9 protein-coding genes are annotated in these 13813 nt (G+C 71.6%); 4 read left to right on the top strand and 5 right to left on the bottom strand.

What is annotated here, in order from left to right; translation table 11 throughout:
- Positions 1-4 precede the first annotated feature (4 nt).
- Together ABT147_RS36665 and ABT147_RS36660 are read left to right on the top strand one after the other, a co-directional pair.
- Positions 5-811, top strand: coding sequence for a sugar phosphate isomerase/epimerase family protein (locus ABT147_RS36665; RefSeq protein ID WP_351414484.1), 807 nt, complete (start codon positions 5-7; stop codon positions 809-811).
- 243 nt (positions 812-1054) lie between these two features.
- On the top strand, positions 1055-1999 hold the full coding sequence (locus ABT147_RS36660; protein WP_351414482.1) for an MHYT domain-containing protein: 945 nt from the start codon (positions 1055-1057) through the stop codon (positions 1997-1999).
- 308 nt (positions 2000-2307) lie between these two features.
- On the opposite strand, the gene ABT147_RS36655 is transcribed toward ABT147_RS36660, so the two are convergent.
- Positions 2308-3048: a Type 1 glutamine amidotransferase-like domain-containing protein gene (locus tag ABT147_RS36655; RefSeq protein ID WP_351414480.1), complete on the bottom strand. Its 741-nt coding sequence runs from the start codon at positions 3046-3048 to the stop codon at positions 2308-2310.
- A complete protein-coding gene (gene aroA / locus ABT147_RS36650) occupies positions 3045-4283 on the bottom strand; it encodes a 3-phosphoshikimate 1-carboxyvinyltransferase (protein WP_351414478.1) in 1239 nt (412 codons plus the stop codon). Before aroA ends, ABT147_RS36655 begins: the two co-directional genes overlap by 4 nt.
- 729 nt (positions 4284-5012) lie before the next feature.
- Here aroA and ABT147_RS36645 point away from each other — a divergent pair.
- A complete protein-coding gene (locus ABT147_RS36645; RefSeq protein WP_351414476.1) occupies positions 5013-6830 on the top strand; it encodes a glycoside hydrolase family 3 protein in 1818 nt (605 codons plus the stop codon).
- 158 nt (positions 6831-6988) lie between these two features.
- Positions 6989-7657 carry a hypothetical protein gene (locus ABT147_RS36640; RefSeq protein WP_351414474.1) on the top strand — a complete coding sequence of 223 codons (669 nt, stop codon included), beginning with the start codon at positions 6989-6991 and terminating at the stop codon, positions 7655-7657.
- A gap of 115 nt (positions 7658-7772) precedes the next feature.
- Here the strand turns inward: ABT147_RS36640 and ABT147_RS36635 are convergent, their stop codons facing one another.
- The 3 genes from ABT147_RS36635 to ABT147_RS36625 all read right to left on the bottom strand — a co-directional run bounded on the left by ABT147_RS36635 (position 7773) and on the right by ABT147_RS36625 (position 13587).
- Complete coding sequence (locus tag ABT147_RS36635; protein ID WP_351414472.1) at positions 7773-9203, bottom strand: S28 family serine protease; 1431 nt, start codon at positions 9201-9203, stop codon at positions 7773-7775.
- Positions 9204-9365: 162 nt separating this feature from the next.
- Positions 9366-9716: a hypothetical protein gene (locus tag ABT147_RS36630; protein ID WP_351414470.1), complete on the bottom strand. Its 351-nt coding sequence runs from the start codon at positions 9714-9716 to the stop codon at positions 9366-9368.
- Positions 9717-9837: 121 nt separating this feature from the next.
- Positions 9838-13587 carry an ABC transporter ATP-binding protein gene (locus ABT147_RS36625; protein WP_351414468.1) on the bottom strand — a complete coding sequence of 1250 codons (3750 nt, stop codon included), beginning with the start codon at positions 13585-13587 and terminating at the stop codon, positions 9838-9840.
- Between the last annotated feature and the right edge of the window lie 226 nt (positions 13588-13813).

The raw sequence follows: 13813 nt of genomic DNA, 5'->3' as shown, positions 1-13813 counted from the left end.
AGACATGAAACTCGCGTTCTCCACCCTCGGTGTCCCCGGTCTCCCCCTCGCCGACGTCGTACGGCTCGCCGTCGCGCACGGCTATCACGGCGTCGAGTTGCGCGCCCATCCCGAGGAGCCGGTGCATCCGGGGATCGGGGCCGGGGCACGGGCCGAGGTGGTCGCCGAGTTCAAGGCGGGGGGTGTGGAGATCCTGGGACTCGCCGGGTACGCGCGGGTCGCCGCACCGGGCGAGGACGGCCCCGTGCTCGACGAGATCCGTGGACTGCTGGACCTGGCACGGGACTTGGGCGCCCCCTTCGTCCGTGTCTTCCCCGGCGCCGACCCGGCCGGCGGCCAGAGCGTGGAGGAGGCCGACGCGGTCGCCGCCCGGCGGCTCGGTACGGCGGCGAAGGACGCGGCCGACCGGGGCGTACGCATCCTGCTGGAGACCCATGACTCCCACCGCACCGGCGCCGACGCGATCCGCGTGCTCGGCCCCGTCGGTCACGGCAGCGTGGGCGCGCTCTGGGACGTGATGCACACCTGGCTCGGCGGCGAACAGCCCGCCGAGTCCTACGCCGCCCTCTCCCCCTTCCTCGGCTACGTCCAGGTCAAGGACATCGCCTCCCCCGACGACACCACCCCGCTCGCGCTCGGCGCGGGCGTCCTCCCGCTCGGCGAGTGCGTCGAACTCCTCTCCCGCAAGGACTGGGACGGCTGGCTCTGCTGGGAGTACGAGAAGCGGTGGTACGAGGGGGCCGCGCCGCTGCCGGAGCTGCTGGCGGCGGGCCGGGAGCACCTGGGGCGGCTCCTCAACGACGCCGCGTAATGCTGCGGCCTGAGCTTGAACCATCCTTGAACTATCAAGAATGGTTCAAGCTCAGGCCTCTTTCGGTCTTTCCTGGCAAGGACTTTGACCGCGAATCAGTATCGACTCACCCAAAGCTGATCGCCCGCCGAACAAGTACCGACAGTAACTCCGGGAAAACGGAGCGCTCCGGTACGCGCTTACAGCAGACTTACCTCCCGCAACCAGCCAGGCAACTGGTCATGTATCGGGGGGATTTGGCATATGCAAGGCACGGTCGACGGTTTCAGCTACGGTGCGGTCACCCCCGTGGCCGCCTATGTCATGGCCTGCTTAGGCGCGGCGCTCGGACTGCGCTGCGTCGTCAGGTCGGTCTACAACGAACAGTCCTGGAAGCCCGGTTGGCTGGCGCTCGGGGCCGCCTGCATCGGCTGCGGCATCTGGACGATGCACTTCATCGCGATGATCGGTTTCCGGGTCAAGGAGAGCCGGATCCACTACGACGTCGGGCTGACCGTGCTCAGCCTGGTCGTGGCCGTCACGGTCGTCGGCATCGGGGTCTTCGCCGTGGGCTATCGCGGCGTCAGCAGGTCCACCCTGTGCTCGGCCGGGTGCGTCACGGGGCTCGGGGTGGCCGCCATGCACTATCTGGGCATGGCCGCGATCCAGCTGAACGGCTACATCCAGTACGACATCGCCGTCGTCGCCCTCTCCATCGGCATCGCCATCGTCGCCGCGACCGCCGCGCTGTGGGCGGCCGTGTCGATCCGGGGGTTCCTCACCAGCCTCGGGGCCAGCCTGGTGATGGGGGTGGCCGTGTCCGGGATGCACTACACGGGGATGGCCGCGGTGGGGGTGCATCTGCACGGGACGACCGGCGGTACGTTCACCGGGGAGTCGCCCACGTCGATCCTGCTGCCCATGCTCATCGGGCCGGTCATCTTCCTGCTGCTCGCGGGGGTGGTCGTGATGTTCGACCCGATGCTCGTGCTGGGGGAGGGCGACTGGGACCGGGCCGCGGTGCGGGGGCGCGAGCGGTCGGAGCGGCAGCGGGCGTGGCGGGCCGACCGGCCCGACGTGCCGCTGCAGCACCCCGACCATGACTCCCCCGGCTCCGCCGGCTCCCTCTTCGACCCGCAGCCCCGGCGGGCCCAGGCCCAGCCCCAGCCTCAGCCCCAAGGCACAGGGCGCCGCATTCAGCCGTGGTGAGTTTGGTCGAGTTCGTCGGGTGCAGGCCGGTGGGACTTCTCGCGCAGTTCCCCGCGCCCCTAAAAGACCAGGCCCCTGCGGGCCTGAAAAGCATGGGGCGCAGCCCCTGCTTTCCACCCCCGCCCGGCAGACGCCTAGGGCCTGTTGCGAAGTGGCGTCGTCGCCCGAAGGGCGGCCGCGCGGCGTCCGGTGCGTGCTCTCGGCGTGCCGCCCGAAAGCCCTCGTACTGGGTGTACTCGGGCTTTCGGGCGGTGCGGCGAGAGTGCGTGCCGGGCGTCGCGCGGCAGGCGCCACTTTCGCAACAGGCCCTAGTCGCGGGGCTCCGGCAACAGGCGGGGCTCCAGGCGTTCCTCCACGGCCGTGTCCCCCTCGCGGCGCACAACGTACGCCCCCTTGCCCGGGAGTTCGGAGACCGCCTCCACCAGGCGTGTCCCGCGATAGACGAGGCCGACGCCGTCGTCCGTGCAGTGGGTCTCCGGAAGCGTGCCGTCGGCGACGAGGCGGTGCACCAGGGGCCGCCGGCCCGCGTCGCTGTCGTAGTGGACGCCGTTGCCGTACGGGAGGTAGCCCAACGCGTCGGTCACCGGGCGGAGTCGAGGGCCGAACGAGTCCGTCGTGCCGCCCCGGAACCAGCAGATGGAGCCCGCGCTGACACCGCTGAGGACCACGCCGGCCTCCCAGGCGCGACGGAGGATCGCGTCGAGGCCGTGGACGCGCCAGACGGCCAGCAGGTTGGCGACCGAGCCGCCCATGACCCAGACGACGTCCTGGTCGAGGACCGCCGCCTCGATGTCCTCGATGTTGGGCATCGGGAAGAGCGCGAGCGGCGTCAGGTCGAAGCCCGCCACCCGCGCGGCCTCGCCCATACGCGCGGTCATGTGCTCGGAGTCGCCGACCGCCGTGCCGACGTACATGACCCTGGGGCTCCGCCCGGACACCCCCGACAGTTCCACCGCGTGATGCACCAGCGAGTGGAAGGTCACCCGGGTGCGGTCACCGAGTCGGTGGCCGCCCGAGGTCGCGACGATGGTGGGCTCGGAGGCGGTCATGACGGGGAGAGTAGCCGAAGCTCCGCGAACGCCTCGTGGAAGCCCGGGTACGTCTTCCGTACGCAGCCGGGGTCGTCGAAGGTGATTCCGGGCGTGCGCAGACCTGTCACCGCGAAGGACATGACGATGCGGTGGTCGCCGTACGTCTTGATGTCCACGCCCCCGGCCGGTGTGCCCGGCTCGATCTCGATCCAGTCGGGGCCGGTGGTGACCCGTACCCCCAGCCGGCGGAGGTTCTCCGCGCAGGCCTCCAGCCGGTCGCACTCCTTCACCCGGGTGTTCGCCACGTCCTCGATGCGGACCGGGCCCGAGGCGAAGGGGGCGATCGCGGCGAGGGTCGGCATGGTGTCGGAGATGTCCCGCATGTTGACGGTGACGCCGTGGAGTTCGCCGGTGCCCTTCACCGTCGTACGGTCCGCGCCGACGTCCACCCGCGCGCCCATCCGCCGCAGCACCTCGACGAAGCCCAGGTCGCCCTGGAGCGCGCCCTCGCCGAGGCCCGGCACGGTGACCTCGCCGCCGGTGAGTGCCGCCGCCGCGAAGAAGTAACTGGCGGTGGAGGCGTCGGGTTCGATCGGGTAGGTGGTGGCGCGGTAGCCGCCCGGCGGGACGACGTAGGTGTCGCCCTCCCGGCCGACCTCCACGCCGAACGCCCGCATCATCGCGATCGTGATCTCCACGTACGGCACCGAGACCAGGTCGGTGACGGTGACCCGCAGGCCGGTGCGGGTGAGGGGGCCGAGCAGGAGGAGGGCGGTCAGGTACTGGGAGGACTGGCCGGCGTCCAGGACCACCTCGCCGCCCTCCACGCCGTTCGCCGTGACGGTGAGCGGGTGGTGGCCCTCCGCCTCCTCGTGCCGCAGGTCGACGCCCAGGTCGCGCAGGGCGCGGGTGAGCGGGGCGAGGGGGCGGCGGCGCATCTGGGGGGAGGCGTCGAAGCGGTAGGTGCCGTGGCCGGCGGCGGCGAGGGTGGGCAGGAAGCGGGCGGTGGTGGCGCCGTCCCTGCAGTACACGTCCGCGTCCGTGACCGCGGGGCCCTGCGGGCGGCCGTCGACCTGCCAGGTGTCCGGGGTGCGGCCCACGCGGTAGCCGAGGGTGGTCAGGCCCTCGGCGAAGCCCTCCGTGTCGTCGGACCTGAGGGGGCGGACGAGGGTGGTGACGCCGTCGGCTGCCGCCGCGAGGAAGAGGGCGCGGGCGGTGAGGGACTTGGAACCGGGGATGTGGACGAGGGGCATGGCGTCATGCTGGACCGGGGGGCGGGGCGCTCGCCGAACCGTCCGGCTTGTGGACCGGGCGCCTGATGGCTCGGGGCCGGCTGTGCGTCGGCGAGTGCGGCTGAGTGGGGCTTCTCGCGCAGTTCCCCGCGCCCCTGAAAAGCAGGGGCTGCGCCCCGTGCTTCTCAGGCCCGCAGCCCGCCACCTTCCAGACCCACAGGAGCCTGGTCTTTCAGGCCCGCAGGGGCCTGGATCTTTAGGGGCGCGGGGAACTGCGCGAGAAGCCCCACCGGGCCCACAGCCGCCGACGAACCGCAGCCCCCCACCCCCTCCCGCGCCTCACCACCCCCACCCCCACCAACTTCCGGAAATCGCCCGTTTCCAGGAACCCGAAGGCACCCCACCCCGTCCAACCGCCATGCTGTCGGACGAGTCTCCGCAGTGCGGTGTCGGCCTCGCTGCTGGCTGCGATCGCTGACCAACCCTCTCCGCCGCCTGCGGCCGGCAGCACGCCGTCACCGGCGCGCCCCCTCCGACAGCGCCGGTGACGGCCCCTCAGGAAGCCGAGCAGACCCCCACGGCCCCGCCGCAGGCACCCGTGCGTTCCCTTGACCGGAAGAAACTTCCCGGATAATCGTGGCTTCTTGGAAGTTTCCTTCAGCAGTTTCAGCAACAGTGGTTGCAGCAGCAGTGGTTTCAGCGGTTTCAGCAGCTCCCTCTCTCCCCCCACCCCCCGAAGGAGCGACGCACGTGCCCTCCAGACGTACCGTTCTCGCCGCCACCGCAGGCGTCACCGCGGCCCTGGCCCTCGGCACCGACGCACAGGCGGCGACCGACAGCACCCCCACCACCCGCCACGACAAACGACTCCGCGCCCTCATCTCGCGCATGACCCTTGAGGAGAAGGTCGGCCAGCTCTTCGTGATGCGGGTCTACGGGCACTCGGCGACCGCACCGGACCAGGCCGACATCGACGCCAACCTCCAGGAGCTCGGCGTCCGCACGGCCGCCGAGCTGCTGGAGAGGTACCGGGTCGGCGGGATCATCTACTTCTCCTGGGCGCACAACACCCGCGACCCGCACCAGATCGCCGCCCTCTCCAACGGCGTCCAGCGCGCCTCCCTCGGCCTCCCCCGGGGCCTGCCCGTGCTCATCTCCACCGACCAGGAACACGGCGCCGTGGCGAGGGTCGGCGAGCCCGCCACGCTGATGCCGGGCGCGATGGCCCTGGGAGCGGGGGGTTCGGTCGCCGACGCCCGCGAGGCCGGCCGTATCGGCGGCGCCGAACTGCGGGCGATCGGCGTCCGCCAGGACTACGCGCCGGTCGCCGACGTGAACGTCAACCCGGCCAACCCGGTCATCGGCGTACGCTCCTTCGGCGCCGACCCGGGGGCCGTCTCGGGGCTGGTCGCCGCGCAGGTGAAGGGGTATCAGGGGGCCGGGGTCGCGGCCACCGCCAAGCACTTCCCGGGGCACGGGGACACGGCCGTCGACAGCCACTACGGCTTCCCCGTCATCGAGCACACCCGGGAGCAGTGGACGACCCTCGACGCCCCGCCCTTCCGCGCCGCGATCCGGGCCGGCATCGACTCGATCATGACGGCGCACATCATGGTCCCCGCCCTGGACCCCTCGGGCGACCCCGCCACCCTCTCCCGCCCGATCCTCACCGGCATCCTGCGCGGCGAGCTGGGCTACGACGGGGTCGTCGTCACCGACTCGCTCGGTATGCAGGGCGTACGGGAGAAGTACGGCGACGACCAGGTGCCGGTGCTGGCGCTGAAGGCCGGGGTCGACCAGCTCCTCAACCCGCCGTCGATCGACGTGGCGTGGAACGCGGTGCTGAACGCCGTACGGGCCGGCGAGCTGACCGAGGCCCGCCTCGACGAGTCGATCCTCCGGATCCTGCGGCTCAAAGCGAAGCTCGGGCTGTTCGAGCGGCCGTATGTGAGTGACGCCGGTGTCGACCGGGTGGTGGGGATCCGACGGCATCTCGACGCCGCCGACCGGATCGCCGAGCGGACCACGACCCTCCTGGTCAACGAGGGCCCGCTGCTGCCGCTGTCCCCTCGTACGCACCGCAGCGTGCTGGTGGTCGGCGCCGACCCTGCGTCCCCGTCGGGCACCACGGGCCCGCCGACGGCCGTCCTCGCCGCCGAACTCGCCTCCCTCGGCTTCACCACGGCCGGCCTGTCGACCGGTACGGCACCCACCCCGGCCCTCGTCGACCAGGCCGTCGCGGCGGCGCGGGGCAAGGACGCGGTGGTCGTGGCGACGTACAACGTGACGGCCGCCAGTACGCAGAAGACCCTCGTCACCCGCCTCCTCGCCACCGGGGTGCCGGTGGTGGCGGTCGCGATCCGGAACCCGTACGACGTGGCTCAACTCCCGGGCGTGAAGGGCTACTTGGCGTCCTACTCCTGGACGGACGTCGAGGTGCGGGCGGCGGCACGGGTGCTGGCCGGGCGGGTGGCGCCGCACGGGAGGCTGCCGGTGCCGGTGCAGCGGGCCGACGAACCGACGGAGGTGCTGTACCCGATCGGGCACGGCCTGACGTACGGACCCTGACGTACGGACCCTGACGTACGGCACCTACGTCGCACTCCTCGCGCACCACCCCTAACTTGCGCAAAGCGCACGGTATGTCTGGCGTGGCCCCCGTCACAGGGTCACGCTGGACGGGGGTGCATCGGGGGGTGGCCATGCGAGGGGTGTGTCGCGTTCGAATGGTGCGTACAGGGGGGCTCGTGGCTGCCGTCGTCCTGGCCGTCGCCGTGCTCTCGGGGTGTCAGGCCTGGTCGGGCGGGGTGGGCGAGGAGCCCGAGGAGCGGACGGCCACGACCGTGCCGACCCTGCGGTCCGGGTACGGGACCGTGTTCCTCGGGGTCGACGAGTGCAGTTCGTTCGGGACGACCAGCTTCACGGAGGTGCCCTGCGCGGGCGAGCGCGCCGCCGCCCGGGTCGTGGCCCGGCACGACGGCCGGGTCGGACAGGGGCCGCTCTGCCCGCCGACCACCGACTTCGTCCTCCACATCAGCGAGTCCCGGACCTCCTCCGGTGATTCCGGCGGGCCCGGCCAGGACGAGAGCGGGTCCGGCGAGGACGAGGACGGCGACGGGTCCGTACCGCAGGGCTACGCCTGTATGCGCAAGCTGCAGCCGCCGCACCCGGGCGATCCCGGTGGCGGGGGCGGGCCGCGCACCATCGTCGGCGACTGTGTCTACGGCACCGGGGAGGGCGAGGTCCGCGAGACGGCCTGCGACGGCAACGGCAAGCACGATCCGGAGTACGAGGTGACGACGGCCGTCGACACGAAGGCACAGTGCCCCGCCACGACTGATCTGTATGTGCGGCTGGGCGGCAGCCGGCCGGTGGGATGCGCGGTGCCGATGTAGGAATCCGCAGAGGGATCTCGCGTAGGGATCGTCCATAGGGATCTCGCAGCGGTCGAGCCCCGGTGCCGCCGATCACGGCGGCACCGGGGCTCGACTCATTGGTGCGGCGGGCCCTTTACGGCCGCAGCGTCATCTCCCGCTCGACGTCCCGCTTGTCGAGCTTGGAGTCGAACTTCGCCAGCGGCTTCGCCTTGCTCGGGTCCTCCTGGACGGTGGCCGGGGCGACGCCCGCCCACTGCAGGATCCGGGCCGTGGCCAGGTCCTTCTCCGCCGGGACGAGACCGGCGACGTTGGCACCGTGGTTGGCGCCGGGGGCCGTGAAGACGTACGAGTCGCGCGCCCTCTTGCCCAGGTGGAACGGCTCGGCGCCCCACGGGTCGTTCTGCCCGTAGACGAAGAGCATCTGCTTGGCGTTGTTGCGGACCCAGGTGTCGATGTCCCGCATCGCGAACGGCTGGAACCGCATCTCGATGTCGCGCGGGACGAAGTTCCGGGGCGGCTGGTAGCCGTAGCGGATGTACTTCTTCTCGATGTGCGGGAACTTGATCTCGGGCGCGCCCAGCTGGGTACCCGCCTGGTAGTAGTACGGCGTGTACGGCGTCAGGCCCTGGTCGGTGTACGAGGAGAAGCCGCCGATCGTGTCGATGGACGTCCAGATCTCGTCGTCCGTGGCGTTCTTGGCGTCCTTCGGGATGACGTCGCTGTCGCAGTCGGCGAGCCGGCTGTACTGCCAGAAGCCCCACACGTAGTCGAGGACGACGGCCTCGTACGCCTGGTCCAGGCTGCCGACGGTGTTGAAGGTGAAGCCCTCGGCGGCGGCGTACTCCGCGTACTTCTTCTTCAGCGGCTCACGGCGCACCAACGCCTCGCGCTGCACGGCGTTCAGCCGGTCGCGGCACTCCTTGGTGCCGACGTTCGCGAAGAACCGGTCGTACGCCGAGTCCTCCTTGTTGACGACGTCGTTGGGGGCGACGTACGCGACGACACCGTCCATGTCCTTGGGGTAGAAGCGCTCGTAGTAGGTGGCGGTCATGCCGCCCTTCGAGCCGCCCGTCGAGATCCACTTCTTGCCGTAGATCTTCTTCAGCGCCTTGAAGATCCGGTGCTGGTCGCTGGCCGCCTGCCAGATGTCGAGCTTGGACCAGTCCGCCGGGTCGGGGCGGGACGGGGTGAAGAAGCGGTACTCCATGGAGACCTGGTTGCCGTCCACGATCTGGGTGGGCTCACGGCGGCCGGGGTTCGTGGAGACGTTGTAGCCGCCGGTGTAGAAGACCGTCGGACGGGCGGTGTCCTTGTGCAGCAGGGTGACCCGCTGCTGGAACGTGCCCTTCTTCGGGTTCCTGTGGTCCACCGGCTGGGTGAAGTCGAGGACGAAGAAGCGGTAACCCGGGTACGGCTTCTCCTCGGTCAGGCTCACGCCCGGTATCGCGAGCAGCCGGTCCTTGATGTCACCGGTGTCCGATCCGGCGGCGGTGGCCGCCCCCGCCGTGCTCAACGTGCCTATGAGCACCACGAGCGACAGCACCCATCTGAGTGCTTTGCGCATGCGTTTCTCCCCTATGCAGCAGCTGTGCGCCGGAAGCTATCGGAGCCACCGCCGGGGCACCAGGGAAGAAAGGGGCCAACTGGACTGCTTTCAGCCGCAGATGGGAGCGATAGGGAAAACCCTGTACGGGGCACCGGTCAGCTCGGCGGGCGGTGGCGCGGTTCAGCGCAGGATCCAGCCCGAGTCGTACGTCTTGCCGCCGGCCCGCGCCTTGATCCACACGGCACGCCGGCCCGCGTGCACGGTCACGGGCCCGGCGGGACGCTTCGTGTTCCGCACCCACCGGCCGCCCCAGGCCCGGATGCGCACGCTTCCCTTGCCGGCCTGCTTCCTGGGCACCAGCACGGCGCACACATACCGGCCGCCCTTGCGGTACACCCGTACGGTCCCGGTGTCGAAGGTCAGCGTGCGCACCTTGCGCCCGGCGCACGACGCGGCGGCCTCCGCGCTCCCGGCCGGCCCGGCCAGGGTCAGCAGCCCGGCCAGCGCCAGCACGGCCAGTGCGAGCGCCATCGGCCGACGTGCCCCACGCCTGCTCACCGCTGCCCCTCCCGCCACACGTCCGTACTGATGTACGGACGCACAACCCCCCTCGAACGGTTGCACGCGCGGCGCGATCCGCCCCGAAAGACCCCTACGGCTTCAGCGCCGGCTCGCCCACGAAGGTCCGCCAGAGTTCCGCGTACCGTCCGTCGCGGGCCAGCAGTTCGTCGTGGGTGCCGTCCTCGGCGACGCGGCCGTGGGCCATGAGGACGACACGGTCGGCGCGGGCCGCCGTGGTCAGGCGGTGGGCGACGACGAGGGTCGTACGGCGGCCGGCGAGACGGTCGGTGGCCTGGTTGACCTGGGCCTCGGTGGCCAGGTCGAGGGCGGCCGTCGCCTCGTCGAGGAGCAGGATGTCGGGGTTCACCAGCTCCGCGCGGGCCAGGGCGATCAGCTGGCGCTGTCCGGCGGAGAGGTTGCGGCCGCGTTCGGCGACCTCGTGGAGGTAGCCGCCGTCGAGTGTGGCGATCATGTCGTGCGCGCCGACGGCCCGGGCGGCGGCCTCCACCTCGGCGTCCGTGGCCTCGGGGCGCCCGTAGGCGATGGCGTCCCGGACCGTGCCCTGGAAGAGGTACGCCTCCTGCGGGACGACGCCCAGGCGGTGCCGGTACGAGGTGATGTCGAGGTCCCGCAGATCGGTGCCGTCGACCGTGACCCGGCCGCCGGTGGGGTCGTAGAAGCGGGCGACGAGCTTGACGAGGGTCGACTTCCCGGCGCCGGTCTCACCGACGAAGGCGACGGTCTGGCCGGCGGGGATGGAGAGCCGCACATCGCTGAGGGCCTCCTCCCCGTCGTCGGTGGAGCCGTACGCGAAGTCCACGTCCTCGAAGGTGATGTCGCCGCGCAGGGAGAGCACCTCCAGGGGTTCGGAGGCCGCCTTCGTCGATGTCGGCTCCTGGAGGAGTTCCTGGATGCGACCCAGGGAGACGGTGGCCTGCTGGTAGCCGTCGAAGACCTGGGAGAGCTGCTGGACGGGGGCGAAGAAGAGGTCGATGTAGAGGAGGTAGGCGACCAGGGCGCCGGTGGTGAGGGTGCCCGCGTCGACGCGGTGGGCGCCGACGACCAGGACGGCCGCCGCCGCGGCCGAGGACAGGAACTGCACGAACGGGAAGTAGATCGAGATCAGCCACTGCCCGTGGACACGGGCCCGGCGGTAGCTGTCGCTGCCGGCCGCGAACCGCTCGCCGCCGTCGCGCTCCCCCCGGAACGCCTGCACGATCCGCAGCCCGGCGACCGACTCCTGGAGGTCCGCGTTGACGACGGAGACCCGCTCACGGGCCAGCTCGTACGCCTTCACGCTGGCCCGGCGGAAGAAGACCGTGCCGACGATCAGCGGCGGGAGCGTGGCGAAGACGACGAGGGCGAGCTGGACGTCGAGCACGAGCAGGGCGCCCATGATGCCGAAGAAGGTGACGACGGAGACGAAGGCGGTGACCAGACCGGTCTGGAGGAAGGTCGACAGGGCGTCGACGTCCGTCGTCATCCTCGTCATGATCCGGCCCGTCAACTCCCGCTCGTAGTAGTCGAGTCCGAGACGCTGGAGCTGGGCGAAGATCTTCAGGCGGAGGGAGTAGAGGACGCGTTCGCCGGTACGGCCGGTCATCCGCATCTCGCCGATCTGGGCCGCCCACTGCGCGCCCACCGCGAGCAGGCCCAGCAGGGACGCGGCCCAGACCGCGCCGAGGGCCGCCTGCGAGACGCCGTCGTCGATGCCGTGCCGGATCAGCACGGGCAGCAGCAGGCCCATGCCCGCGTCGACGGCGACGAGGGCCAGGCTGAGGGCGAGGGGCAGCCCGAAGCCGCGCAGCAGCCGCTTCAGGCCGTACGACTCCTCGGGCGCGACCGCGCGGGCCTCGTCGATGCCGGGGGTGTCGGTGGCCGGGGGCAGCGCCTCGACCTGGGCGAGGAGTTCGGGGGTGGCGGGGGTGCCGTCGAACGCGGTGTCGCGGGGCTCCCGGTCGCCGGTCCACAGCCGGGGCGTGATGCCGCGCTCGGCGTCGAACTCGGCGTCCAGCTCGTCCCGTATCGAGTCGCGTACGGGGGTGTCGTCGGCCTTGGTCAGGGAGGTCAGGGCCGCCTGGGGGAGGTGGCCGGGTGAGACGCCGCCCAGTTCGTCGGGGTCGGTGAGCAGCCGGCGGTAGAGGGCGGAGCGGCGTTCCAGTTCCTCGTGGGTGCCGATGTCGGCGAGGCGGCCCTCGTCGACGACGGCGATGCGGTCGGCGAGGCCGAGGGTGGAGCGGCGGTGGGCGATGAGGAGGGTGGTGCGGCCCTCCATGACGTGCTGGAGGGCCTCGTGGATCTCGTGTTCGACGCGGGCGTCCACCGCCGAGGTCGCGTCGTCGAGGACGAGGAGGCGGGGGTCGGTGAGGATCGCGCGGGCGAGGGCGACGCGCTGGCGCTGGCCGCCGGAGAGGGTGAGGCCGTGCTCGCCGACCTTGGTGGCGTAGCCGTCGGGCAGCGCGGTGATGAAACGGTCCGCCTGGGCGGCGCGGGCGGCGGTCTCGATCTGCTCGTCGGTGGCGTCCGGGCGGCCGTAGGCGATGTTGGCGCGGACGGTGTCGGAGAAGAGGAAGGAGTCCTCGGGGACGAGCCCGATCGCGGCCCGCAGCGAGTCGAGGGTCAGTTCCCGCACATCGTGCCCGCCGATGAGGACGGCACCCCGGGTCACGTCGTAGAAGCGCGGCAGGAGGAGGGAGACGGTGGACTTGCCGGAGCCGGAGGAGCCGACGACCGCGAGGGTCTCGCCGGGGCGGATCTCGAAGCTGAGCCCGTCGAGGACCGGGCGCCCCTCCTCGTACCCGAAGGACACGTCGTCGAACTCGACGGTCGCGGGCGCGTCGGCGGGCAGGGTCTTGGTGCCGTCGTCGAGCGTGGGCTCGGTGTCGATCAGCTCCAGGACGCGTTCGGTGCCGGCGCGGGCCTGCTGGCCGACGGTGAGCACCAGGGCGAGCATGCGGACCGGGCCGACCAGCTGGGCGAGGTAGGTGGAGAACGCGACGAACGTGCCGAGCGTGATGTGGCCCCGGACGGCCAGCCAGCCGCCGAGCGCCAGCATCGCGACCTGGCCGAGCGCGGGGACGGCCTGGAGGGCGGGGGTGTACCGGGAGTTGAACCGGATGGTCCGCAGCCGCCCCGCGAAGAGCCGCCGCCCGACCTCCCGCAGCTTCCCGGTCTCCTGCTCCTCCTGCCCGAACCCCTTCACCACGCGTACGCCGCTGACGGCGCCGTCGACCACGCCCGCGACGGCGGCGGCCTGGGCCTGGGCATACCAGGTGGCGGGGTGCAGCTTGGCGCGGCTGCGCGCGGCGATCCACACCAGGGCGGGGGCGACGGCGAGCGCGACCAGGGTGAGCGGGAGGGACAGCCACGCCATGATCCCGAGGGAGATCAGGAACAGCAGGATGTTGCCGATGGTCATCGGCAACATGAAGAGCAGGCCCTGGATCAGCTGGAGGTCGCTGGTGGCGCGGCCGACGACCTGACCGGTGGACAGCTCGTCCTGGCGGCGGCCGTCGAGGCGGGTGATCGTCCCGTACATCTCCGTGCGCAGATCGTGCTGGACGTCGAGGGCGAGGCGGCCGCCGTAGTAGCGGCGGATGTAGGTGAAGACGTACACGAGGAGGGCGGCGCCGATCAGGGCCGCCGCCCAGGGGGTCATGTCCCTGGTGTTGTCCCCGATCACGTCATCGATGATCACCTTGGTGATCAGGGGGACCAGCGCCATCACCGCCATACCGGCGAGGGACGAGCCGAGGGCGAGGATCACGTCCTTGGGGTACCGCCACGCGTATCCGGCCAGCCTGCGCGCCCACCCTCGGTCGCCCCCCTGTTGCGCTGCCACGCCGGTGCCCTCCGTTCGTCCTGGTCTCCGCAAGACCCAACACGGGGCCAGAGGGATTTCATCCCGCCGCAGTATTCGGGGGGCGCCTGATGGCTCGGGGGTGCGGGTTTCGTCGGCGGGTGCGGGTGCGTGGGGCTTCTCGCGCAGTTCCCCCCGGGCCCGGGGGGTGAGGAGGTAACGCGGGGGCACCGCCCCCACCAGAACGGGCGGGGGGGGTGGAGGGAAA

The organism is Streptomyces sp. NPDC001868, from assembly GCF_040297125.1.
In the GTDB taxonomy this organism is placed as follows: Bacteria; Actinomycetota; Actinomycetes; order Streptomycetales; family Streptomycetaceae; genus Streptomyces.
This window is presented reverse-complemented; position numbering and strand designations above follow the sequence as displayed.